Here is a 23,263-nt window from a genome sequence, read left to right on the forward strand (position 1 = left end):
AGCCGTATTTCGAAAAGGGGTTCCAAACGCTTACGCAGAGCGCTGTATGTCGCTGTGCAGTGCGGGCTTAGAAAGGGTGTAAACGAACGGCTAAAAGCCTATTACGACAAGAAAAGGAAAGAGGGCAAGCCCTACAAGGTAGTCGTGATCGCTTGCGCCAACAAGCTTTTGCATCACGTCCATGCCATCCTCGTAAAAGGCGAGCCCTACAAAGCCTAAATTCCATATTCACCCAGAAGCATCCGCGCCAACGGAGGCTTCTTTGTGTTAGTTCAAAAACAGTATAGCAATAACGATGCCGCAATCCAACCACATAGGGTTGACAAACATTAGCTGGTTTTTGCGCATACGCCGGGAACGTCTGACACCGGAAGAGGTAGGGTTGATCTCCTATGGACGGCGGCGGACCTCGGGTCTTCGAAGAGAAGAGGTCGCGCAGCTTGCCCATATCGGCACCTCCTGGTACACCTCCCTGGAGCAGGGCCGAAGCGTCAACCCATCCGAGGATGTGCTGAACAATATCGCCAAGGCTCTGCGGCTGACCGAGGATGAGCGTCGCCATCTTCACCTGCTTGCCAGATCGGATCAGCAGGAGCCGGAGGAAGAAGACCGGGATATCGCCATCGGTTTGAAACGAATGATACAGGCGATGGACCCGCATCCGGCGTTCGTGCTCGGCAGATGTTGGGATTTGCTGCTGTGGAACAGGGCGGCTGAGCTCGTTTTTCATGTACCGTCCTTCTCCGAAGACACGATGCCAAGCTTCAATTGGATGCGGCATCTGTTGACGAGTGACAAGCTGGGGCCCGACGTTATGGACGGAGCGTCCAGAGAGCGCGTCTTGATCGCGCAATTTCGCGCGGATTACGCGCGCTTCCCGAACGATGCGAGGTTTAAGGCGTTAATCGAGGAATTTATGGAGATAAGCCCGCTGTTCCGCGAACTCTGGCCGATGCACGATGTCGAGACGGCGACCGATCACCGCAAGCAGAAGTACGATCCCCGCATCGGTGAGATGGCGTTCGAGCATTTAACCCTGCAGCCGCCGACCCATCCGGATTTAAAGGTCATCCTCTTTACGGCGTCGGCGGATACGGCTGCGCGGTTGCAGAGCTTATTGAATGCAACAACACGCTGAGCCTGCAAACATTCTATTTTTTCTCTAAGTAACTGTCGAGCCGCAACCCGGACCGTCTATCGTGCAAAGATACACGATCGAGATCGGCTTCCGCACTTCGGCTCGCCTATCTCGCAAAAGTGCAGGATTTTCGCCTCAGTAAGGCGGAATTCTGTTCAGAGAAGCGGGCTAACGTGCACTTTTGCGCGATAGATCGCCGAAACCAGTTATACCGGACCTGAATGATGTACTTTTGCAGGATGGTACTAGCTCCCTTATCGCTCGGCATACCATGCCAGCGCGAGTTGCTCCATTTCGCTGACGAACGCCTTCTTGGCCGGACTGTAGTCGCTCGTGCGCTCATAGCTTTCAGCCAGCTTTTCCTTGAACCGGCTGTACCTCGCAGCCTCTGCCGGATGGCACCGCAAGTAATCTCTAAAGATAAGATGCCGTTCGATCTGGGGGTTATCCGTCTGATAAAAATGAATGTGATGCGTCCGCGCCTCGCCGCCTTTGCGCAGCAGCCGCCTGCCGGGAATGCCCCATTCTCCCGCGACATCGTACCCGAGTAGGCGCATCCGATCGTTATGAAGATCGATCCGGCCGATATCCCGCACGATGCCCATCATATCGATGACGGGCTTGGCCTTCATACCCGGTACCGACGTGCTGCCGAAGTGCTCGAAGCGCAGGATCTCATCCCCGAAGATCGCACTTAGAAACGCAGCTTCGTCCTCATAAAGCCGCACCCAGTCGCCGCTATAATCGCTGAGCCTAACCTTCATCAAACACCTCCTGGCAGCCGGAGCCTACCATGATCCTAAAAGTGCCCGCGCGGTTTTTTCCCGGCCCAGCGTTCGTCGACCTTCTCCAAGGAGGATTGATAGCGGGTGTCCACGCTCAGCCGGTACTGGTTCGTCGTGTTCTCCAGCGAGCAATGCATGAGAAACATCCCGAAGATCATCACGTCGCCTGCCCGGTACTCGGTCGTCGCCCACTTGCCGCCGTATTTGCTCGTGATGACGAGCGGATCGTCCGTATAGTTGTTCACTTTGTCCCAGTCCGAATCCTTCGTGCCGTAGGTGCGCTTGAGATCCTCGAACCGGTGCGAGCCCAGGCACATCGTCAGACCGCCCATCGCGTAGCTGATGTTGCCGATCGGGGACCAGACGGTGTACAGGTTGTGCGTGCCGCGTCCCATGTATACGATGTCATAGTGCGCGCCCGTGTAGTCGCCCTTGCCGACCGCGCGCAGCCATTTGTAATTATAGGTCAGCGACTTCTCGCCGAACAACTGATCGAAAAAACCCATAATGCGCGGGCCGTTCAGCACGTCCAGCAGCTCCGGCAGATCCTCGTTCGTACCGCCGAAAAACAGCGTTCGGCTGCCGTCCGCCATGACCCCGTCCTCGAGCAGGGTGTCCCTGTCGAGCTTACCCATCTTCTCCATTTTGCGCAGCACCGCGCGCCTGGCGTTCAGCACCTCCTCGCGATCGTGGAAGTCGCGCAGCAGCAAATAGCCGTCCTCCGCAATCCTCGCGCGCAGGGCGTCGAAGTCATGCCTAATATCGTTCGAATCCCTCAGCTCCGTCAGATGCTCCCCGCCGAGCTCCAGCTCCCGGCTCCCTACTTTTACCAGCACGCGTGTCTCACTCCAATCGTCGATTGTAGCTTCAGTATAGGGAGAGACCGCGCATCCTTCCATTGAAGGTCGTCGCGAATGCATGTATAATCGTACAAATGTTTATGTGGAAGAGAGGCGGCGGGACGATGGTCACGACGGATATTCCTTACGAAATGGACGAGGGCTTTGTCGCTCCGGCTTTCCGCTTCCAGTCCATCTGGAAGGTCGCCGCGAACGATGCCTACCAGGTGTCCAAGCCGCACGGCTTCCTGAGCGCGGGCCTCTTCGTCACCTACGAAGGAAAGGGGAGCATCATGTACGGGGATACAAGCGCAGTGATGGAGGCGGGTACCTACCTCCTCGTCTCGGGCGACATCCCGTGCTCGTATCGCTGCCTGGACGGCGATTGGAAATTCTACTTCATTCACTTCGATCCGCTGGACGTGGCCGCCCAGCTCGGACTCGTTGCCTGGCGGCCGGTATCAACCGGGCGCATCTCGGACGCTGTCCGGTTGTGCGAGCGCTTGATTGACAGCCTGATCCTCCAGCCTGCGGGCTACGGCATGGCCGTGCATCTGACCGCGCAGGAGCTGCTGCATCTGTTCGCGCAGGAGCGCTCCGCCTACGGCCGCAGCCGCCATCCGGAGCTCGACGATATTCTGTACCGGATGCACAAGCAGATCGGTGCGTCGGTGCCGGTGGACGACTACGTCCGGCTGAGCGGCTTGTCGCGCACGGCCTTCTATATGCGCTTCCGCGAGCGGACCGGCATGTCGCCCACGCAGTACGTGCAGGAGCTGAAGCTTGCCTCGGCAAAGGCAACGCTGGAGACCACCAACGCGACAGTCAAGGAGATTGCCGCATCGTTGCGCTTCTATGATGAGTTTCATTTTTCGCGGTTGTTCAAGAGAAGGTATGGGGTGGCGCCGAGTGCTTATCGGCGGGGCTTGTAGAGGGCGGAAAACCCGCCCGGGCTGTGGGGCTGGGGCGGGTTTTGTTGTTGACCGCGCAGTCAATCAACAGATCACGGAAACGATGAAAGTATGGCAAAAAAGGAATCAGCGACAAGTTTAAAAGATGCAGAATAGTTATCACGTAGATTCATTGCAGACAGGATTGTTTCCGCACTCAACGAATATGTAAAATATTGATACTTTTTAGAAGTGTGTAAATAAGACCTAAGCCAACTTATTAAACATCTAAAGGAGCTATTAAGATAAAACACTTATTCAAATTTTTATTGTTTTAGCGATCATCATCTTTATTTCCATTTCTTCTATCTCTTGCGAAATTTAAAAGTAGCATCTAAATTCAAGGTGATCCTTGCACTTGCAGAAACCCTCGTTTTAGTCATCATAGCTTTATCTTTTGAAGCCATCATGTATAAATTACATACGAACTCAATAAATCTCGGCGTATTAGTAGGTCAAATCTTTGTTCTCTTATTTAGCTGGATTACGAATGCAATCGTATTTATCGTCTTCAATCTATATTATCGCTCTCCTTTGGCTGGAAGTCAGATCACAATGACCAAGATGAAGGGCTTCCTTCTGCTTTACATGAAATCCAGTATATATAATATGATGAGGTGCTCCAGATGAGTGAGTTTAGTGCAAGCTATCATTTAAAAGCTAAGGATAGGGAACAAGCGATAAAGCTCATTAAGGACTCTGGCCATCAGGGATTTGTATTTAACGAAATGAATGGATGGGTTACTTTCCTCATAAAAGGGCAGGTTTTTGATATCAGTGAGTCCGTCATTCAGCATAATCCCGGACTGCTCGTTCATTATACTTACGCAGAGGATCATGGATGGGAGTTTAGAGTGTTTGAAAAGGATCGCGTCGTTTTTGAGTACACCTGCGATTGGACGGATGAGATCCATATCGAAAAAAATAGGTTCAATTTAGATGTGATTAAAGAAATGATCTCGTCTCAAGGCCATGAAGCGAGTGACTTAGAAGAAATTTTTGATATCCATGAATTTGATTTCGAGCATTCACCAGCCTATCAACTAGCAGAAAAAATCGGATTGGTTCACTATGAATGGCTATCGGCAGACTATATAAGCAGTGACGATGATTTGGAAGAGAGAGGTCTGATCCTCGTAGAATAGTGTTAGTCTCAAAGAGGTGGGAATCAATCAAACCTAATTATGATGATCCTGGTCTGTCTATTACAATGGGCACCCAGCTCCGAAGTGAAGTAGAACGTCAGTTGTTGAGGGAATTGCTTCTTCACCATAAGTTTGAGCATAGATTGTATTTTGACTGGTCCGAGAGTTGTATAGAAGGAAAGTCGTTACATTTTTTAGACGGCTCTTTAGATAGATATTCAGGAATCAGTATTTATGATGAAAACAATGAATTCGTTGCAGACGGTTGGATGGATTTTGACTTCGATCCTAGTTCCAATCAATTGTCTGTTTACTGGATATTCCTGGATATTTACTTGAATGGACAAAAAATAAAAACGATTCAAAATGATGAAAAACCAATTAGCGAGGAACATCCGATGGAAACAACCCAGGAAAACGAATTTATTTACTTTGGTTTCTGGAAACGCGTATTAATGAGAATAATCGATTTTGGAATCATCTTTATTCCGATTGGTCTCTTATACCGTTCTGCAGTTCATGTATCCGTTCAAATGAATTCTATTGTACCGTATATCCTTATGTGGCTCGTTACATCCGCATATTATGTCCTGACCATTTCAATCTTTGGAGGAACCCCTGGAAAGTTAATCTTGAAGGCCAAAGTCGTAGATCATTCAGGGAATAGACTCTCGTTTTATAAATCGCTACTCAGAAGTATATTTTATATTTTATATGCGGTAACCATGATTTTTGCATTCAGCAGCTCGAACTTTAAACCTATAAACGCTCCATTTGACGTCATCGCCCAGCTCATAGGAGTCGTAACGATATTATCGGATTTGGTTGTTTTGTTTAATCGCAGGAAGAAAGCTTTGCATGATTATATCGCAGGCAGCGTGGTTATTAAGCAGCCATTCTTTCAAAAAAAGGATCTCGCTTTGTCGAAAAAACGACCGTTAAGCGGTGGGCGGGACTATGCCTTTGGAGAGATAAAGAGATAGCGGGCACGCACTGTATTTTAAAAAACCAAGGGCGGGCGTTCACTTATCGTGAACGGACCCGCCCCTTATTTTTTCTGTACCGCGCACCTTACATTAACGCCCCGTTAGAGGCTCGTCACCGCCGTTCCCGCCATCAGATCGGTCAACGCACCCCGGATAACCGAGGCCGGAATGGCAAATCCGATGCATGGACCTCCAACCTAAATTTGAGCTTAAATGAGTCTGAAAGGTTCCTGAAAGATAAGCAATAACTTTGAGCAGGTTGGCTATGTATTATGAAGCCACATGACTTGGATATCGATTGAACTCCTCGTCGCCACACTGCCGGCCACATATCTGGCAAGCTGGAAGCTTTAAAACTAGAGATGATAAAATAAAAGGAAAATGTTTGGAGGGATCCAACGTGATGTGGGAATGACGATATTCCAGGTGGCATAACAGTATAATACGTGTATAATAAGTATAAGATAAAATAAGAAGCCAGTGCCGCCAGCACTGACTTCCTGCACAACCGCTTCGGCGGGGTGCCTCCAGTCGATCGACCGAAGAAATGACCCGTTAACCCGTGGCGAGCAACCTAGGGCGGGTCATTTTCTTTTATTCAGGTAAGTAAGCAACGCCAGGATAAACATACCAAGCATCATTACTTCCTGAAAAGAAAATGTCATAGCCTCACCTCCGATCTGGAGGCGGACTACCCCGGCTAGGCGAGTTGTACTGGATTAGTATACCATTTTTTCCTCCTTGCATAAATCAAAAAGAGAGGCTTAATCCGTAAGCCGCTTAGGGTCTAATCATCCTCACCAAGCAAATACGCCCTTCTCATCCAAAAACTCACCATTATGGCGCTGCCCATCTGTCGCATAGCCCACAATAATCGCAGCGGCAGCTTCCTTCGACTTCCCGCCGACGGCATTGCCGTTCAGATCGGTTGTCGTGAATCCAGGCGTCACCGCAAACACCTGTGCGCCGCTGTCGCGGACTTCATAAGCCATCGACAGCGTCATGGCGTTGTTGGCCGTCTTGGACGAGTTGTAGTCGAAGGCGTTTAACGTGAACGCTGCATTTTGCATATGGTCCAGGGAAGCCATGTCGGTCGAAACGTTGACGACGGTGCCTTCGTTCGCTTTGATGAGCGGGAAAAGGCGTTGGTTCAGGCGGAAGGTGCCGAAGAAGTTGACTTCAAAGGCGTTGCGCAGGTCTTCCTCTTTGGTATCGGTAAAGGAGCGGGAGAACGCGCCAGGCATGCCGGCGTTGTTGATCAGCAGCTTCAGCTCCGAATGGTTCCCGTTGATCGTATCGGCGGCCTGTTCGATGGACTTCAAATCGTTCATGTCGATCGCTATAAACTCGACGTCCAGCCCTTTGGCAGCCAGCTCGGCGACAGCCGTTTCGCCCAACTCTGCGCTACGCGCGCCAAGGAGAACTTTCCAGCCTGCCTCGCCCAACTGCTTCACGATCTCGAATCCGATTCCTTTATTTGCGCCGGTGACGAATGCGGTCTTTTTCATGCGAATCCCTCTTTCGTAAGTTGATTGCCTTTCATGATTGTTAAGTTACTATGCTACACTTAGTGTAGGTCAACCACGAATTTTATATAAGCGAGGATGCGTATGCTAACGATCGGAGAAGTCGCGAAGGACGTCGGGATCAATATCGGAGCTATTCGTTTTTACGAGAGAAAGGGACTGCTGGAGCCTGCCGCCCGCAGCGAGCAGAATAACCGTCTTTACACGGAGCATGATCGGAACTGGCTGCTCTTCATCAAGTGTCTCCGCGAGACGGGGATGAGCGTGGAAGACATCAAGACGTATTACGACAAGGTGAAGGAAGGCACCTCCACCCTGCCGGAGCGGATCGATATGATTCAAGCGCAAAAGCTCAAGCTGCTGCAGGATATCGAGGAGAAACAGGCGCAGCTCGTTCGTCTGGAGGAAAAGCTGGAGCGTTATTATCGCGGGGAGAACTACTGAATTTGAATTAGGTTCCTTCGTTTGGTTCTATGCTTGTAGAGAAACCACGATACGAAGATCGATTCTGTTTCCTTATGACATGACACCCTGTCGAGAAAAATAAAATCTCGAGGACCCACTTCAAGCTTGGTTATAGGCTTCATCGGCTTCAAACTTATCCATTCATCAAAAGAAACAATAGCGTTGCTCGCTTTGTTAAACGAATCCTGGGGAAGAAAATAGACCATTCCCGTGGTCCATGGATCTTTTTGAAGTGTGCCCCGGGTTAGCGAGAAAAAGTAGTATTTGTTCTTATCCCTCATCACCCTGAGACAAGCGTTTCGAAAATGGTGCACTAACTTGCCGCGGTCAAATACAGCGTAGAATAGCGACCAGATCGCATCCTTTGTAGCAAAAACGGCGTCGACGTATTCTCCGCTATATAGGGTCTGTTTTCTGGGCTGGAATTCATCGATCTCCTTATGATTGGATCCGTGCAGCAGCACAGGTTTCGACAAGGATATGTATTCGATAAAACGATGCTTGGGAAATTGGCATGTATATATGACTTCCTTATCGTTCAAAAGAGCGTCCGAGTAGATTTTTTCGTAACAGTCTACTTCCTCCGGCGAAAATTGCGATTCAGGTATACGATATAAAGGATATTTCATCAAGGCAGAGACGACAATATGGATCATTTTTGTAAGACCTCCATCCGTTCATGCACTCCGTTCATTTTACCTGAATAATCCAATTTGCGGGTATATAAAAACCTCCGGGGCCGCGATCGACGCGGCACCGGAGGTTTTCGACTGCGCAAGAAGCTAGCTGCCCTTACGCCTCAAGCTTCGTGTTCAACAATTGATACACCATCTTCGCAATCTCGGCGCGCGTGAGCTGGCCCTTCGGATCGAAGAGATTCCCGCTCTTGCCGCCGATCAGGCCGAGGGCTTGGCCCTTGCCGATGGACGCGGCCGACCACGAGGCGGCTTTGTTCAGGTCGGCGAACGGCTGGGTACCCGCGGACGGCGTGACGGTTGTCTTCGACGCGCTCTCGTAGGCGCGCACGAGGATGACGATCGCTTCTTCGCGGCTGATCTTGTCCTGCGGACGGAAGCGAGCTCCGTCGCCCTGGATCAGGCCCAGTTCGGCTGCCTTGGAGACATAGCCGGCGTAGTACGCGTTAGCTGCAACGTCCGTGAACTTAGAAGTGCCCTGCGGCTGGTCGTAGCCCAGCGCCCGGACGATCATCGTCGCGAAGTCGGCGCGCGTAACAGACAAGCTTGGCGCGTACGACGTGTCGGTGACGCCGGTCACGATGTGCTTGGCCGCCAGCTTCTGCACGTAGTCGTTTGCCCAGTTGCCGTTCATGTCGGCGAATTGCTTGCGATACTCGAGCAGCGCGAAGGAAGAGAAATGCTTGGTCGTGAAGACCAGCTCATTGCCTTTGATCTCGCCGCCGACATATTCGAGCTTGTTGCCGTTCACGTAGTAGACGCCTGCGAGCTCTTTATCGACGCCGGCCAATTGATCGGCCGTCAGCGTTCTGCGCACGGTGATCGGCTGCTCGAAGACATGGATCGCCGTCGAGTCGTTGCCGGTCGTGGCCGTCAGATTCAGCTCGAACGTCTGGCCCGTCGCTTGGAAGGCTGAATCGGCGCCCATCGTCTGCAGGAGCGCGCCTTGTCCTTGGCGGTCGCTCTTCAGCTCAAAGCTCAGCGTGACGGAAGCTGCACCTTGCAATGCGTTGGCCGGAATCGCCCCGGCCGGCACTTCGATCGTGCCCTGCGGCGTCGAGATTTTCAGCGTGACGCCTTCCTGCTTCCCTTGCCTGATGCCCGCTCCGTCCAGCTTCAACGTATACGAGCTACGGTCGCCAGAAGCGGTGTCCAGCTTGATTTCAACGACGCCGCCCGATGCCTTCGCGATCGCCGCCTTCAAGTCGTCGCCGCCAAGCGCGAACGTGCCGTCCTTACCGGCAGTGACGGTCAGCACGCTGCCGTTCTGGCCGGTCGACCCCCCCGAATTGGTCGTGCCTTGATTCGACGTTCCGGAATCGACCGTGCCCGTCGCGAAGCCCCAAATATCGGACAGCACGCTGCCGCTGTTCGCATCCTCGGCCTTCACATACCACTGGTAATAGCGGTCGGAAGCAAGACCGTTCCAGACGACGGAAGTCGTTTTCCCGCTTGCCGCATTGTCGACCGTGCCGATCAGTTGATCGCTATACACCTTAACGCCGAAGTAGTCGGTGGCGACTTCTTTGTTCATCGCGCCTAGATCTACGTTCATGTCGTACTCGTCCTTGGCCGGCTGATCATCGTAGTAATTGTAATCATTCCGGTAAGGCGAGTAAGTCTTCATATGAACCTGGTTGTTCTGCATATCGAACTGCATCAACCGGATATAGCCCAAGCCGCCCTCCTCGGCGCCTTGATAGTCGGCGAGGATCTGGTACACCTCGCGGTCCGCCACGCCGTCGCCGTCGTCGTCGAGCTTGTCGATCAGCGTCTCGGCATCGTGATAGTGCCCGCTCAGCGTCATGATGACGTTCTTGTTCGGTACGACGACGCGTTCGAAAATTTTGTCCGCGATCGGCGCCCGGTTGTTCGACACGAGCATGTATTCGTGGAAGGCCAGAATCGCCTTGCGGTCCGGATGATCGGCCACGACCTGGTTCACCCAGTCGATGTCCTCGTCCGTGACGCCCCATCCCATGTACACGATGATGAAGTCTACGCCGCCGGCGGAGATCAGGTCGTAGTGGCCCCGGTTGTTCTTGTAGGAGCCGCCGTACGTCGGTTGAACCGCGAAGCGGTCTTCGCCGTAGTGCGCGTAGTAGTGCGAGTAGTCGCCGCTCTGATGGCTGACGTCGTGGTTGCCTGCCAGCACGCCGTAAGGAATTTTGGCGTCGTCGAGCGTCTTCATCGCTTTTTCCGCGTTGTCCCACTGGTACGCCTGCTCGGCGTTGTCGACGATATCGCCGGTGTGGATGACGTATTTAATGTTCATGTCCTGCTGATGATCGACGATCCACTGCGTATTGCCTTCGTATATCCACGGATAGCTCGCCGAGTAGTATTGCGTGTCCGACATCCAGACAAAGGAGAAATCGTACGATTCCGGCTTCAACGGGATCTCGTCCTGTACCATGACCGCGATGTTGCCGCCGTCATTGTACTCGCCCGCCTGCACGGTTGCGCTCAGCGCAAAGTCGGCAGTGCCCGCGACCTTGGTGTCGAGCATAATCCACTGCTGCTTGACCGGCTGCCATGCGTATAGGCTGACCTTGCGGCCCTCCAGCGACTTGCCCTGCCAGTTGATGTCGACCCGGTCCGTCGCCTTCGCCGATTCGTCCAGCTTGATGTTGAAGCGGTGGTATGGGAAAGCGTCCGTCGAATCATTCGTTAGGTACTGACCGTCCGCCGCGCCGATCTTGGCGTACTCGTCCGCCGTCATCGCCGTCTCGCCGGCTGGCTTAACCATCTTCGGCGGCTCGACATCGGCTGCGCCCTGATAGCCGGTAAACCCGGTCTTGTTGCCTGCATCATACTTGAAGCCCTTGTAGAAAGAAACCCGCATCGGATCGTCCGTCGGATCCGTGACTTTGACCGTGAGCTTGGCGCTCGAAGACGTCAGGGAGCTGCCGTTCAGCGGCGACACCAGCTCCGGCTGCGCCGGATTCTCGTTCGGTACGCTGAAGCGAATCGTCTTCTCCGCTACGTTGCCGACCTTGTCCGTCGCCTTGATGACAAGGACGTGCTCGCCTGCGGCCAACAGGCCGGATGACGTTTCAAGCGGCAGCGAGATCGCGCTGCCGTCCAGCGTCGTCTCCGTCGATGCAACGCCGGCCAGCGCGTCCGTGATCGGGGCGTTCAGCGTGAATACGCCGCGGTAGGTTTGGCCGTCCGCCACGCTCGGTTCAATGACAGGCGCCGTATTGTCGACCTTGATCGTCGCGGTCGCCTTGGCATCGTCCGCGCCGATAACCTCGACCGTGTGCTCGCCGTCGGCCAGCGCCGTCGTATCCCAATCGTACGCCTTGGAGCGAAGCTGCTCGGCCGGGAGGGCGAAGTTGAATTCGATCGCCGGCGACTTGCCCGCCGAATCCCCCATCTTCAAGTCCTTCTCCGGCAGGGCATAGGCAGGGTCGTAGAGCACGGTGCCGTCCGGCAAGACCAGCCTTACGTTGCGAATGACGAAGTCGTCCTTGTTCTCCTCGGGCCGGTCGTCGAACGGACCGGACTTGGTGCCTGCCCGGATCGCGATGAGGTTCGAGCCTTCCTTCATACGCGTCGCCTCGATCGGGTAGGAGAGCGTCGTATAGGTCGTGATCGGATCCAGGAACGTATACAAAATTTCTTGGCCCATCGTGACGGCGTTTTTGAAATAATAATTGACGTCTTTCGCATCGAACGCGAAGACGGCGTCGTCTTCAAGCGCGTGGTACGCGCCTTCGACCGTCTGGCCGTCGACCTTCAGCTGCAGCGTGTCGGGGCCGGCGGTCTCCGACGTTCCCTTTAGCGCATTCGTGCCGGAGATGAAGTCCCCATCCTCCATGTTCAGACGCAGCGGCGCGCGCTCCTGTCCTTCTTTCACGTTCACGCGCGTAACCGTCGAGGTCACCGTATTGGGACCGTCGGACGCTTCGAAGTAATACTCGATGTACTTTCTGCCGAGCAGATCCGGCGAAGTCAGCAATTGATGGTACATCATATCGTTATAATCCTGGGTCAGGTATTTCTTTGTATAGGCGGTATCGAGATTCGACTTGAAATAAACGGCTACGGACAGCAGATGCCTGTCGTCCGCCACGTCCGCGACCAGGTCGAGATCGACCTTCTGGCTCGTCTCCGTCTTGCCGGTCCGATCGGCGATCGTCGGCTTGACGTCGTCATCCTCGACGTGGACCGGCTGCGCCGGAAGCTGCTTCTCTTCAAGCTTACCCGGCGTCGCCGTCTTGGAGCCGACGCTGTACTTAAGCATGTTCGAAGAGCCGTCGTACGGATACAAATACTGAATGCCTTTGTTCGCAGCGACTTCGCCCTTCACCGAGCCGTCGTAGTAGGCGGTCACGATATCTTCGTGCCTGTTGGTGCCGATGACGAGGCCCCGCTTGGCCGAATTCGACATGCCGTCGCTGTATAACTTGATGATGTCTACGTTCTCGACGAGCGAGGTCTCGAAGGCTGCATTAAAGTCGGCGACCGTCTGCGTCGAGTTCCCGCTGTTGATCACCCAGAGGACCAGCGTCTTGCCGGGCTGAATGACGATGTCTTCCTTGCTGGACGGCCAGATGACGTCTTCCGTGGCCGAGTCCGGGTAGCGGTAGTACAGCTTGTAATCCTTGAATGCAAACGGCTTGTCCGTATTGTTGTAAAGCTCGATAAACTCCCCGTCGTCCGAAGACTTGACGTTGTTGCTGTCGGGGAGCACCTCGGTAATCAAGATTGGTGGCGCTTTGGTCAGATCCGGTACGAAGTCGACTTCGGCTTCATAAGTGTCTGTCGGCACCGTGTTAGCAGCGTCTTTGGCTTCGATGTAGTACTGAAGACCGGACTCCACCAGCGCGCTCTTGGGGATAGAGCCTTGATAGGTGCTTCCGCTCGCCTTCATGTCGACGGAAGCGAAAAACTCCTGAGAAGTCGTCTTGTAATGAATCGTGACCGTCATCGGGTCGACGTCGGCGCTCTCCGCGTTCGTCACATTCGCCGTCAGTACGAGATCGGAGCCTTTGCCTACCTGTGTCACCGGCGTATGCGCGATCTCCGGCGGCTCGTTCAAGATGCTAACACGATAGACGGCGGACGCGACCGAGCCGTCCGTACCGTCGGCCGCTTCGATATAGTACTGAAGCGATGAAGCGCCGGCCATGGATAGACCCGGGATCGCCGTTTCATAGACGCCGTCCTTCGTAGCGTTCATCGCCAATGAGGCATAGCTCTTCGCCAGATTCGTCTGGTAGTAGACGGCCGCCGTCACCGAGTGCTTGTTTTCCGTAATCGCGGCGGAGATCGGCAGGTCCAGCCCTAACTGAACGGATGCGACCGGCGCATGGTCAATCTTCAGATCCACGGCGGGCGGCGCCACATAGTCGTACGGCCGGTCGGGGACCTGCGTCGGGAGCACCGTTCCCGGCGTAGCTGCCGTCGTCTCGAGCGTGGAGAGCACCATATCCGTGCTGCCGACCGGATAGTTGTAGACGATGCCTTTGTTGACGGCCGAGGTGCCCACGTTGTATGCCGCCTTCACGACGACAGAGCCGTCCGGCGCTTTAAGCGTCAAGGCGCGGCTGCCCGTGTTGGACATCCCGCCTACCTCCGCAGTCCGGAATAGATTCGTGCCCTCGACAAGCTGGGAACCGCCGGTGAGTCCATAGTTCGCGTTGAACTTGTCTTGCGTTTCATTACCATTGGCGGCGTTCGTAACCCATAGTACGATTGCTTGACGGGCGGGAATCATCGCCTCACCCGGCGACTTGAGCGCCCAGTTGGTACCGTTGTAGTTTAATGTGTATTGACTGTAATCGATCGGCTGACTGGTATTGTTATAAATCTCGATCGCTTCGTAAGCATCCGAGCCCCCGACATTATTCGTATCCGGCACCAATTCCGTAATCAACAGCTTCGGCACCTGCGTGTAATCAATCGTTGCCGCAACTGCCGGCGAATACGGGAACAATCCGAACGCCATCGCGCCCAGCACGACCCCATTCACCCATTTCCCCATCTTCATTTTCATCGTCATGCAGTCGATTCTCCTTCTCTAGTTGCTATTCGCACATCCTCCAAGTCTATTAATTCAGCGTTTCCTCCATGTTCAGAGAATGTTTTCCATACATTAACTTCAAATAAATATTGGTAAATAATTTTATAATCATCTAATATATGGATTGATTCAGAACACATCACACAGAAGGGAAGAGGAAAAATGCATTTTACCGTTCAAACGCTGCCCAAGTATCGTTTGGCGTACGTACGCCAAATAGGCCCATACGGGCCGGCTAACTCGCAAGCGATGGAAAAGTTGAAGATGTGGGCGAAGGGAAAAAATTGGCTTCATGAGTCGGCCGTTCTGCTTGGCATTCCGCAGGATAACCCCGCAACGACGCTTCCGCAAAACTGCAGATACGATGCCTGCATCGTCGTTTCTCAGGATGAACCGATCGATGATTCGGTCTGCGAAGCTGAGTTCCCGGGCGGAAAATATGCCGTTTGCACCGTGAAGCATACCTCGGAGGATGTTCGACGCGCCTGGGCGGAGCTATTCCCGGCTTTGCAAGTCGACGGATACCAATTGGACGACAAGCCGGTTCTGGAAAGGTACACCGGCGAAATGATTCATAACGATCAATGCGAGCTATGCGTGCCGATCAAGTTCTGATTCATAAAAAATACATCGCCAGAGCAAAAACGTTGCTCGGCGATGTATGCTTTTTCTATTTAACCTCGACACGTTCCTCAGCCACGATATCCGCAAAATAACGCGCGCTGTCCACCATCGGCGTGCAGTCAGAGTGATCTCCGCTGAGCGTAATCTCGAAAATAAAGTCCTTGCCCAGCACGAGCGGCTTCACCATTCGCCAGTCGATCTTCCCTCGGCCCAGCTGCAGCGAATCGTGCACAAGCCCCATGCTGTCGACGAGATGGTAATATTGCGCGTAAGGCGCGGTGCGTTCGAGGATGTCCCGCAGCCGCTCGTTGTCCCCGCGATAGGAAATAAACGTATGGCTCACGTCGACCGTCAGCGGGAGCTCCAGCGGCTCGATCAAATCTTCGATGAGATACGGATTGCAGCCGTAGGAGAACAACCCCTCGGTTGAATCCTCCCAGACGAACGCGTCCCGCGAATAGGCCATCACTTTGCGAATCTCTTCGCGCAGGAGCGCGGTTCGCTCCCGCGTGACGTCGCCGCAGCTGGCCGTATGGACGTAGTGGGCATGCACGACGCACTTGGCCCGTTCCTCCACGCAGATGCGGGCGAGCGCTTCGCAGGATTCATGGTAAAATCGCCGCACTTCCGGATTGTCGCTTAAGATGTCCAGGTACTCTCCGCGGTACGTCGGCGGATGATGCAAAAACGGCTTGACGCCTCGGTCGTGAAGCTGACGGATTCGGTCTCGGATGCGCTCTTGATCGCCCAGGTCCCGTTCGGTCAGGTAAAATTCGATAATATCCGGGTCGTAAGAAAGCCGATTGTCGAGGTTGCTCTGCTCGAGATTCCCTTTCAAGCGTATAAACTTCACCAGAATACCACCTCCGCCCCCCATCTTATCACACTCGTGTTAAAGGGGCGTTATCGCGGGTTCCTCTCTTAAAGTCGTCTTGTAAAATCCGATAATAAAAAGGAACGCAGGCTTGATATCAGTTTTGTTCGATTGAGAAACGACAGAAGGAAGTGCCGGATGAGAAGCCAATCGGAGCCTATCGTGCGCCATGGAAAGTTTAAAATACAGATTTTGCTCCTGGGGCTGCTCGCTTTTACGCTGATCGGATCGACGGCGATTTTAACGATGGTATCGATACATCGCCAGAACGAGACGTTAACGAAGACGACCTTGCAGAAAAACTTCGAAGCGGCGCGCAACCTCGCGATCTCCGCCAATACGATCAAAAATCTGATGTTCAAGGGGCTCGGCGGAACCGCGCAGTACATGAACGACGAGCGCGTGCCGGTCGAAGCGGAAAGCTCGCGCCTCCTTGGCTTGCTGCTAGGCGGCGGCATTTTTAACGGAGCCCTGCTGATCGGCGGTGAAGGCGAAGTGCTGGCTTCTACGCCTGGATCGGGCTTCGAAGCCGGCGACCGGGTGGATGCCGCATCGAAGCTAACGTTTACGGGGCGCGAGACAGGGCCCTCGATGTCGGCGCCCTTCTCCGCGCCCGGCGGGCACCGAGTCGTGCTCGCAGCGCATCCGATAAAGGCAGGGAACGGGCAGTCGCCCGTCTATATCGCAGGACTGCTCGATCTGCAGCGCAGCAATGTGTTGTCGGATTTATTCGCGCATACGATCAAGAGCGATCCGGGCACATACGCGTATCTGGTCGACGGCTCCGGCGAGCCGATGATGAATGCCCAAGAGGACCGCGCAGGTGAGATCGTGCCTGCGGCCTCGCTGCTCGCCACATTCAATGCGGGGCATGCGAATGGAGCTCAGCAAGCGCCTGAGCGAAATGGGCCGCGGCCGGAACGTCCTGCACCCGCTGCGCCGGGACCACGCGCCGAGGCGGCCGCAGGGCCTGGGCCTGAGCCTGCGCCGGCCGGCAAGGAAGGGCTCGCGCCCCGCTCGGCCGTCTTGGCCGACGGCCATGGCATTCGGAGCTTCGTAGGCTACCTTCATGTCGGCGATCTTGACTGGGGAATGGTCGTCCAATCTCCGGTCTCCATCGTTAACGAAGCGAAGCATGAGCTGCTGATGACGCAGTTAAAATGGAGCGTGCCGCTCATTGCGGCGTTTTTGCTGCTCAGCCTAGGGGCGTCGCGCTTGCTGGCCGCACCGTTCGCGAAGCTGACTGATGCAGCTCGCAGCATCGCGGCGGGCAACCGGCTAGGCCGGCCTCCGTTCGAGAGCCACTGGAACTATGAGGCGCATCATTTAGCCCGGGCGATGGTAACCGCGATGCATGGGCTGCAGAGACAAGCCGACGAATTCAGCGTGCAGGCGCGCACCGACCATCTGACCGGGCTGTTGAACCGTACGGGCCTGGACGAGTGGCTGAAGGCGCGCGAAGCCGGAGTCACCGGTATCGGATACTCGCTCCTGGTGATCGATATCGACCATTTCAAAAAAATTAACGATGGTTACGGGCATCAGACGGGCGACGACACGCTCGTACACCTGGCACGCATCCTGAAGACCGAATGCAGGGCGACGGATCTTGTCTGCCGGTTCGGCGGCGAAGAGTTCGTGGCGGTGCTGCCGGGAGAAACGCTTGAACGAGGGTCATTGTTGGCGGAACGCATCCGCGGATGCGTGGAGAACACCATCAGCCCGACCGGTCGTCCCATTACGGTATCGATCGGCATCGCCAGCTTTCCCGAGCACGGCGAGGACTTCGAAGCGACGTTCCAGCGGGCGGACGAGGCGCTCTACGAAGCGAAGCGATCCGGCCGGAACCGGACGATGGCATCCGCATGAGCGCTTCGCGATGCCTGCGATGCGTTTACCGATATGTAGCGGAGCCAGTCGATTTTCAAATTAAGTGAAAAGCCCGCCTAAACGATCGTCTGCCGGAGGGGGGCAGCCCAATTGTCTTGCCATCGATACGATTTGACCCTTGTGGTGGAATTCATGCGTCGCCGTATGCGTTAACAGAAGCAATGGCGTAGCCGTTTTCGGGTATCCTTGCCAGCTCTCGTCCTGCTCGATCGGCTCGGACCAGCGATCGCCATATTCGGATAAGAACCGTTGCACGAGTTCATCCACTTCCGCGAATTTTTCACGGACGTACTTTACTTCGGCGCGTTCGATCTCGTGTACGGGAATATCCCTATGCTCGTTTATTTTCTTAAACGCAAAAGCGCCCATCCAGAAGTTATAACTGTCAACGACATGAAGATGGGTCCGCAGGATCGTCCCGCGCCCAAAACCGGGTACCGTTTCGTGTAATAGCCGAGGAGACTGGTCCTCCAGGAACGCAAACAGGTTTTCTCGAACGGCTCTGATCCAATCGTATTGCTGCTGCATCCCTTCCAACAACCTCATCCACTCCTCCAACGTCACTCTCCTTAACCTGATTTTCACTCTAATAACGTTAAAAATCCATAAAAAGAAACGGGCAAGAACGAGAATATAAATAATGGCGATCCTGCGCCTTTTTTCCGGAAGTATCCAAACCGCGCAACCGGATGCATGCGAGGCGCATCTACATAGGGGGAGGAGGAAGTTCTCTGGATATCGTGCAAGGCTTGAGGGAAAAGGATGAAGCCGCGCTTAGGGCGTTAATGGAGCGGTACGGGGACGAATTGATGCGAACGGCTTACTTGTTGGTCAAAGATAAGCAAGCCGCGGAAGAAGCGGTCATGGACACGTTCATACAGGCCTATCGGAAGATCGACCAGCTCCAGGATCCCGACCGGCTGAAAAGCTGGCTCCTGCGCATAGCGGTGAACCGCTGCCGGATGAAGATGCGCGCTTGGAGCTGGAGCCGAATCTTTCCTCTACCCCACGTTGAGCAAATGATCATTGAAGAAGAACCCGGCCCCGAGGCGCTCTTGATGGATGCGTGGCGCAACGAGAAGCTAAGCGAAGCGCTGCTGAAGCTTGATTACAAATATCGCGAGACGATCGTTTTATTTTATTACAACGGATTCAGCGTGGCCGAGATCGCGGAGCAAACGAGCAGCAACGAAAATACGGTGAAGGCCAGGCTGGCGAGGGGCCGGGCGAAGCTAAAAGACATGCTGGAGGAACAGGAGGATGGGAATGAAACCGGAGCAGGCGCAAACGTCCATGAGAGCAAAGCTTGATGAGGAGCTTGAGGAGCTGCGTTTTCTTAAAGGCGCGGAAGTGTTGAATCGCACCCATCCTCGTTCTTTGCCGGCCAAGCTGCGCGCATTGTGGAATTACGAGATTGAACTGCCGTTGATCCCGGTTGGCGCCAGCTTCGCCGTACTGCTGGTGATCTTGTTCGCGGCGCAGTTCGAAGAGCACACGGATCAGGGAGACTTGGCGGGGGATACGCCGCGCGCGGACAGACAGCTCGTGGAGGCGGGAGGCAATACGTACTGGAAAGACGATTACGAGAAGGCGGTGAAAAGCGTTGAAGTTAAAGATCAAAGTTAAGCATCTCTTCGCGCTAGTCAGCATCTTGTGCGCCGCTTTGATCTTACTCCAGCTCTTCGTGATGCCCAGGATTGAGGTCTCGATGGCCAAAAAGCACTTTGAGCAAGGGACGGTCGGCGGAAAGGAAGAACTGCTTCGCGCGATCGATGCCTCGTCCGGCGACGACAAATGGGCGCTGATCCGTCGCTATATGATCGAGAATGGCCGGGACATGAGCATGACGAGTTTTGACGTCATTGCGGGAGACGGCACTTTTCAAACCGGTACGGTAACGTTGTTTCCGGATGCGCCGCGCTGGACAGGCGAGGAGAAGATCAAATACTTGGAAGCCTATGTGGAAGGCGGTCCGGTCAATGGCTATTTGGATCGGGCGGCAAAGCAATTGGCGTTCGAGTATTTAATGCTCGGCAGGACTGAAGACGCGACTCGCGCTTTAGATCGGACGGAGCAAAGGCTATCCGGCAGTTACGATAATCAGAAAAGAGAGCTTAAGTTTACCCGCGCGAATATCTATGCGGATACCAATGAACCCGAGACGGCCGATCGCCTGTTGAACGAACTGAGCGAGCGCTCCAACCGGCAGGATACGTACCTGACCGACAAGATCGCGAAGCTCAAAGCCCGGATCGTGGAACAGCGCGACGATACGGCTTCAAGCGTATCCGGAACCATTAAAAAAAGCGACGGTACCCTGATGCCGGGCGTCGGCGTGTACTTGCGAAGCAGCAGGGATATCTACCACAGCCTGCTCGACAGCGAGCCCTACCTGACCCTGACCGACTCGGAGGGCAACTTTACGTTTAAAGGCGTCGCTCCCGGCAGCTACGTGATCTACATCGGCCTGAACTTCGAGCAAATCGATGGCTGGACGCGACCCGCGAACAATAACGAGGAGTGGATCGACGTTCGGGGAGGCGAGCAGCTGACCCGCGACATTACTTTGCAAAGGTTAATCCAGCTGCGCGCGCCCGTGGACCAGCAGGTCATTACAGGCGAGACGGTCCGATTCGAATGGGAGCCCTTCGAGGGAGCCGCATACTACAAGCTGAACGGAACCTTCCCCGTCGAAAATGGCTCGGTAGGATTCCAAATCAAGGACCATATCGAGCCCAATTCCATCGAATTGCCCCTCGAAACGCTCTACGGCGTCGCAACGGGCTATTCCTACAAAAAGTTCGGAGACAAGGAGTTGCCGGATCCCTCCAATCTGCTCGGATTCGCCGATTCGTCCAGCCGGTTTTCCTGGAGCGTGGAGGCCTACGACGCCGGCGGAAAATTGTTGACGCGAAGCAACGGATACCGGTTGAACGAGAAGACGATGGGTCATCTCCCATTCTTCTACCTGAAGGCGCGCACGCTCACCGACGCGGATCGGCTGCTGCTGGAGGGCCGCATGGACGAAGCGTTGATCGCGTACAAAGCGGATTATGCGCGGAATGATCAGGACCATCACAGTCTGCGGATGATCGTTAAACTTCTCGGGATTAACGCCACGGACAAAAAGCAGCCGTTCGACGCGGGCTCATTGACGTACCTGGAGAAGCTTGCAAGCGTTGACGATAGCGGAAACGTCTTGGCTTCCTTAATTGACCATTACGGAAGTGTGGGGAACTGGCCTTTGGTGGACCAGTACTACGGCATGCTCAAGGACGCTCGGCAAGGAAAGGTGGAAAGCTACACGCAGGCCTACTATGGTACGCTGTTGCTTAAGCAAGGTAGAGTTCAGGAGGGCGAGGCGCAGCTTCGGCAAGCCCAGAAGAACGATCCCTCGAATCAATTTATCGGCAGTTATATCGCGTGCGTCCTGTATTTGTCCGGCGACTTGGATCAGGCCGAGGAGCTCGCGCGTCAGTATCCTGAACGCTCCTATTACGATAAAGCCAATCCGGATTGGAGCAAACTCGTGCACGAATTGGCGGAAGAAAGCCGGGACGCGAACGATGAATCCTACTTCTTGAAGCTGCAAGAAGCGCTGCGGGTTGGCTTCAACGGAGATCAGGCACGCATCGAGGACTGGATGGCAGCGTCGGATAACGCGGCGATGAGGGCGTTCGTCCTCGAATTGTCGAAGGTGGATTAGCTTGTCTTAAAGTTTTACGCCTTCGGAGATATCTTTCCCGAAGTATTTCGTCGAGATTTTGGCGTACGTACCGTCCTCATGCATAGCCTTCAGCGCCTGATTAACGGCTTGCACCGTGTCCTCTTTGCCTTTTCCGAACAGGAATGCGGCGGTTTCGATCTCGCTGGACTGATCGACCACTTTGATTTTCAGATCGGGCCGTTTTTTGCGCAAATCCAGAAAATATAAGTTGTTATAAATCAGGGCGTCGACCCGCTTCGAACGCAGCAGTTCGACGGAGTCGCCGTTTTCCGGTACGAGCGTGGCGCCGTATTTCAACGCCAGCGCGCCTTGTACGGACTCCGCCAGGCCGTTCGTCTTCTTCCCCTTTAAATCCTTGAAGCCGTTGATGTCCTTATTCTCCTCGAGCACGATCAGGGTCAGGTTGGAGAATTGATAGGGATCGGAGAAGTCGTACTTCTTCTTTCGTTCTTCGGTGATGGACAATTGCGGGATGGTGTCGAACCGCCCGCCGTCAAGACCCGAGAACATGCCCGCAAACTCGACCTCGGCGAATTTCACTTGGAGACCGATGCGTTTGCCGACTTCATTGGAGATATCAATGTCGAACCCGGTCAAACCGTCGGCATCGTGAAACGAATACGGAGGGTACGTACCGGTGGTCGCGACCACGATCTCCCCCTTTTTCTTCAACTGCTCAAGCGAGCTGCCTGTCTGGCTTTTGTTGGAGCTGCAAGCGGTCAGGACGATGCCTGCACAAAGTAAGATCGACAATAATTTTCTGCTCATGATCATTCTCCTCCGATAATGGCGCGGTTAAATGGAATAGGAAGGCGTAGGCGAAGCAAATCCAGGCGCAAGACGGCTTACGAATTGCCGAACGCGTTCATGGCGGGAATGGGCGAAGACAGCCTCGGGCGTGCCGTTCTCCAGAATCGCTCCCTGGTCCATGAAGAGAACGCGGTCGGCGGCGCGACTGGCGAATTCCAGTTCGTGCGTGACGACGATCAACGTAATGCCGGAGCGAATCAAGGATCGCATCACCTCCAGCACCTCTCCGACGAGCTCGGGATCAAGCGCGGAGGTCGGTTCGTCGAACAGGAGAATTTGCGGCTCCATCGACATCGCCCTGGCGATGCCGACCCGCTGCTGCTGTCCGCCCGACAGCTGGTACGGGTAGCGGTCCCGGAAGGCGCCGAGCCCGACTTGCTCCAGCAAGGCGATGGCTTTGGCCTGCGCGTCGGCACGGTTTATCCGGCGGACGGCAATAGGGCCGACCATGACGTTTTCCAATGCGGTCAAGTGGGGAAACAGGTGGTTGCCTTGAAAGACCGTTCCCGTCTCCCTGCGAAAAGCCTGAATGGCTTTCGGGTTCGGCTTCCCCGCCGGCGAAAAGCGGAGCTGGCGCTCGCCGAGACGGATGCTGCCGCTAGTCGGGATCTCCAATAAATTGATGCAGCTCAGCAGCGTCGATTTGCCGGATCCTGACGGGCCGATGACGACCGTCGTCGTCCCTTGCTGCACCTCAAGGTCAATGGCGTGGAGAACCGGCAGATCGCCGAAATGTTTCGTTAAGCCTTGAAGGGACAATAACATCGGCCATTCCCTC

At 54.6% G+C, this 23,263-nt stretch carries 20 protein-coding genes; 11 read left to right on the forward strand and 9 right to left on the reverse strand.

Annotated features, from left to right (window positions below; translation table 11 throughout):
• Both BM235_RS28590 and BM235_RS28595 read left to right on the forward strand, forming a co-directional pair.
• A partial coding sequence (locus BM235_RS28590) for a transposase (RefSeq protein WP_143106747.1) occupies window positions 1-219 on the forward strand: 219 nt, incomplete at its 5' end.
• Between the two features lie 76 nt (window positions 220-295).
• On the forward strand, window positions 296-1,138 hold the full coding sequence (locus tag BM235_RS28595) for a helix-turn-helix transcriptional regulator (protein WP_090117680.1): 843 nt from the start codon (window positions 296-298) through the stop codon (window positions 1,136-1,138).
• A 254-nt stretch (window positions 1,139-1,392) separates the two neighbouring features.
• On the opposite strand, the gene BM235_RS28600 is transcribed toward BM235_RS28595, so the two are convergent.
• Complete coding sequence (locus BM235_RS28600) at window positions 1,393-1,902, reverse strand: GrpB family protein (RefSeq protein WP_090117681.1); 510 nt, start codon at window positions 1,900-1,902, stop codon at window positions 1,393-1,395.
• A 35-nt stretch (window positions 1,903-1,937) separates the two neighbouring features.
• A complete protein-coding gene (locus tag BM235_RS28605; protein ID WP_090117682.1) occupies window positions 1,938-2,759 on the reverse strand; it encodes a phytanoyl-CoA dioxygenase family protein in 822 nt (273 codons plus the stop codon).
• A 128-nt stretch (window positions 2,760-2,887) separates the two neighbouring features.
• On the opposite strand from BM235_RS28605, the gene BM235_RS28610 reads away from it, so the two are divergent.
• From BM235_RS28610 to BM235_RS28620, 3 genes are all read left to right on the forward strand, one after another.
• The gene (locus tag BM235_RS28610; protein WP_158544117.1) at window positions 2,888-3,694 is read left to right on the forward strand and encodes a helix-turn-helix domain-containing protein; all 807 of its coding nucleotides are present in this window, start codon (window positions 2,888-2,890) and stop codon (window positions 3,692-3,694) included.
• 644 nt (window positions 3,695-4,338) lie between these two features.
• Window positions 4,339-4,857, forward strand: coding sequence for a hypothetical protein (locus tag BM235_RS28615; protein WP_090117684.1), 519 nt, complete (start codon window positions 4,339-4,341; stop codon window positions 4,855-4,857).
• A 101-nt stretch (window positions 4,858-4,958) separates the two neighbouring features.
• Window positions 4,959-5,840 (forward strand): RDD family protein, encoded by an 882-nt coding sequence (locus tag BM235_RS28620; RefSeq protein ID WP_218161363.1) that lies wholly within the window; start codon window positions 4,959-4,961, stop codon window positions 5,838-5,840.
• A gap of 800 nt (window positions 5,841-6,640) precedes the next feature.
• On the opposite strand, the gene BM235_RS28625 is transcribed toward BM235_RS28620, so the two are convergent.
• The gene (locus BM235_RS28625) at window positions 6,641-7,351 is read right to left on the reverse strand and encodes an SDR family NAD(P)-dependent oxidoreductase (protein ID WP_090117686.1); all 711 of its coding nucleotides are present in this window, start codon (window positions 7,349-7,351) and stop codon (window positions 6,641-6,643) included.
• A gap of 102 nt (window positions 7,352-7,453) precedes the next feature.
• Here BM235_RS28625 and BM235_RS28630 point away from each other — a divergent pair, with 102 nt between their 5' ends.
• Complete coding sequence (locus BM235_RS28630) at window positions 7,454-7,813, forward strand: MerR family transcriptional regulator (protein ID WP_090117687.1); 360 nt, start codon at window positions 7,454-7,456, stop codon at window positions 7,811-7,813.
• Here BM235_RS28630 and BM235_RS28635 read toward each other — a convergent pair.
• Both BM235_RS28635 and BM235_RS28640 read right to left on the reverse strand, forming a co-directional pair.
• Complete coding sequence (locus BM235_RS28635) at window positions 7,807-8,490, reverse strand: hypothetical protein (protein WP_090117688.1); 684 nt, start codon at window positions 8,488-8,490, stop codon at window positions 7,807-7,809. The genes BM235_RS28630 and BM235_RS28635 overlap by 7 nt on opposite strands.
• A 136-nt stretch (window positions 8,491-8,626) precedes the next feature.
• Window positions 8,627-14,539, reverse strand: coding sequence for an S-layer homology domain-containing protein (locus tag BM235_RS28640; protein ID WP_090117689.1), 5,913 nt, complete (start codon window positions 14,537-14,539; stop codon window positions 8,627-8,629).
• Between the two features lie 183 nt (window positions 14,540-14,722).
• On the opposite strand from BM235_RS28640, the gene BM235_RS28645 reads away from it, so the two are divergent.
• Entirely contained in the window at window positions 14,723-15,175 is a 453-nt protein-coding gene (locus tag BM235_RS28645) for an AraC family transcriptional regulator (RefSeq protein WP_090117690.1), read from the forward strand.
• Between the two features lie 55 nt (window positions 15,176-15,230).
• Here the strand turns inward: BM235_RS28645 and BM235_RS28650 are convergent, their stop codons facing one another.
• Complete coding sequence (locus BM235_RS28650) at window positions 15,231-16,037, reverse strand: TIM barrel protein (protein WP_255374644.1); 807 nt, start codon at window positions 16,035-16,037, stop codon at window positions 15,231-15,233.
• 159 nt (window positions 16,038-16,196) lie between these two features.
• Between BM235_RS28650 and BM235_RS28655 the strand changes: the two genes are divergently transcribed.
• Complete coding sequence (locus BM235_RS28655; protein ID WP_255374645.1) at window positions 16,197-17,927, forward strand: sensor domain-containing diguanylate cyclase; 1,731 nt, start codon at window positions 16,197-16,199, stop codon at window positions 17,925-17,927.
• 60 nt (window positions 17,928-17,987) lie between these two features.
• Here the strand turns inward: BM235_RS28655 and BM235_RS28660 are convergent, their stop codons facing one another.
• Window positions 17,988-18,488 (reverse strand): DinB family protein, encoded by a 501-nt coding sequence (locus tag BM235_RS28660; RefSeq protein WP_090117782.1) that lies wholly within the window; start codon window positions 18,486-18,488, stop codon window positions 17,988-17,990.
• Window positions 18,489-18,688: 200 nt separating this feature from the next.
• On the opposite strand from BM235_RS28660, the gene BM235_RS28665 reads away from it, so the two are divergent.
• The 3 genes from BM235_RS28665 to BM235_RS28675 all read left to right on the forward strand — a co-directional run bounded on the left by BM235_RS28665 (window position 18,689) and on the right by BM235_RS28675 (window position 21,654).
• Window positions 18,689-19,258 carry a sigma-70 family RNA polymerase sigma factor gene (locus BM235_RS28665; RefSeq protein WP_369803569.1) on the forward strand — a complete coding sequence of 190 codons (570 nt, stop codon included), beginning with the start codon at window positions 18,689-18,691 and terminating at the stop codon, window positions 19,256-19,258.
• Entirely contained in the window at window positions 19,242-19,574 is a 333-nt protein-coding gene (locus tag BM235_RS28670; protein WP_090117691.1) for a hypothetical protein, read from the forward strand. The genes BM235_RS28665 and BM235_RS28670 overlap by 17 nt, the downstream gene beginning before the upstream one ends.
• Window positions 19,575-19,656: 82 nt before the next feature.
• Window positions 19,657-21,654 carry a carboxypeptidase-like regulatory domain-containing protein gene (locus tag BM235_RS28675; protein WP_158544121.1) on the forward strand — a complete coding sequence of 666 codons (1,998 nt, stop codon included), beginning with the start codon at window positions 19,657-19,659 and terminating at the stop codon, window positions 21,652-21,654.
• A gap of 6 nt (window positions 21,655-21,660) precedes the next feature.
• Here the strand turns inward: BM235_RS28675 and BM235_RS28680 are convergent, their stop codons facing one another.
• Together BM235_RS28680 and BM235_RS28685 are read right to left on the reverse strand one after the other, a co-directional pair.
• Window positions 21,661-22,443 carry a transporter substrate-binding domain-containing protein gene (locus BM235_RS28680; RefSeq protein ID WP_090117693.1) on the reverse strand — a complete coding sequence of 261 codons (783 nt, stop codon included), beginning with the start codon at window positions 22,441-22,443 and terminating at the stop codon, window positions 21,661-21,663.
• A 27-nt stretch (window positions 22,444-22,470) separates the two neighbouring features.
• Entirely contained in the window at window positions 22,471-23,250 is a 780-nt protein-coding gene (locus BM235_RS28685; protein WP_090117694.1) for an amino acid ABC transporter ATP-binding protein, read from the reverse strand.
• Window positions 23,251-23,263 lie beyond the last annotated feature (13 nt).

Source organism: Cohnella sp. OV330 (assembly GCF_900112065.1).
Classification (GTDB): Bacteria; Bacillota; Bacilli; order Paenibacillales; family Paenibacillaceae; genus Cohnella.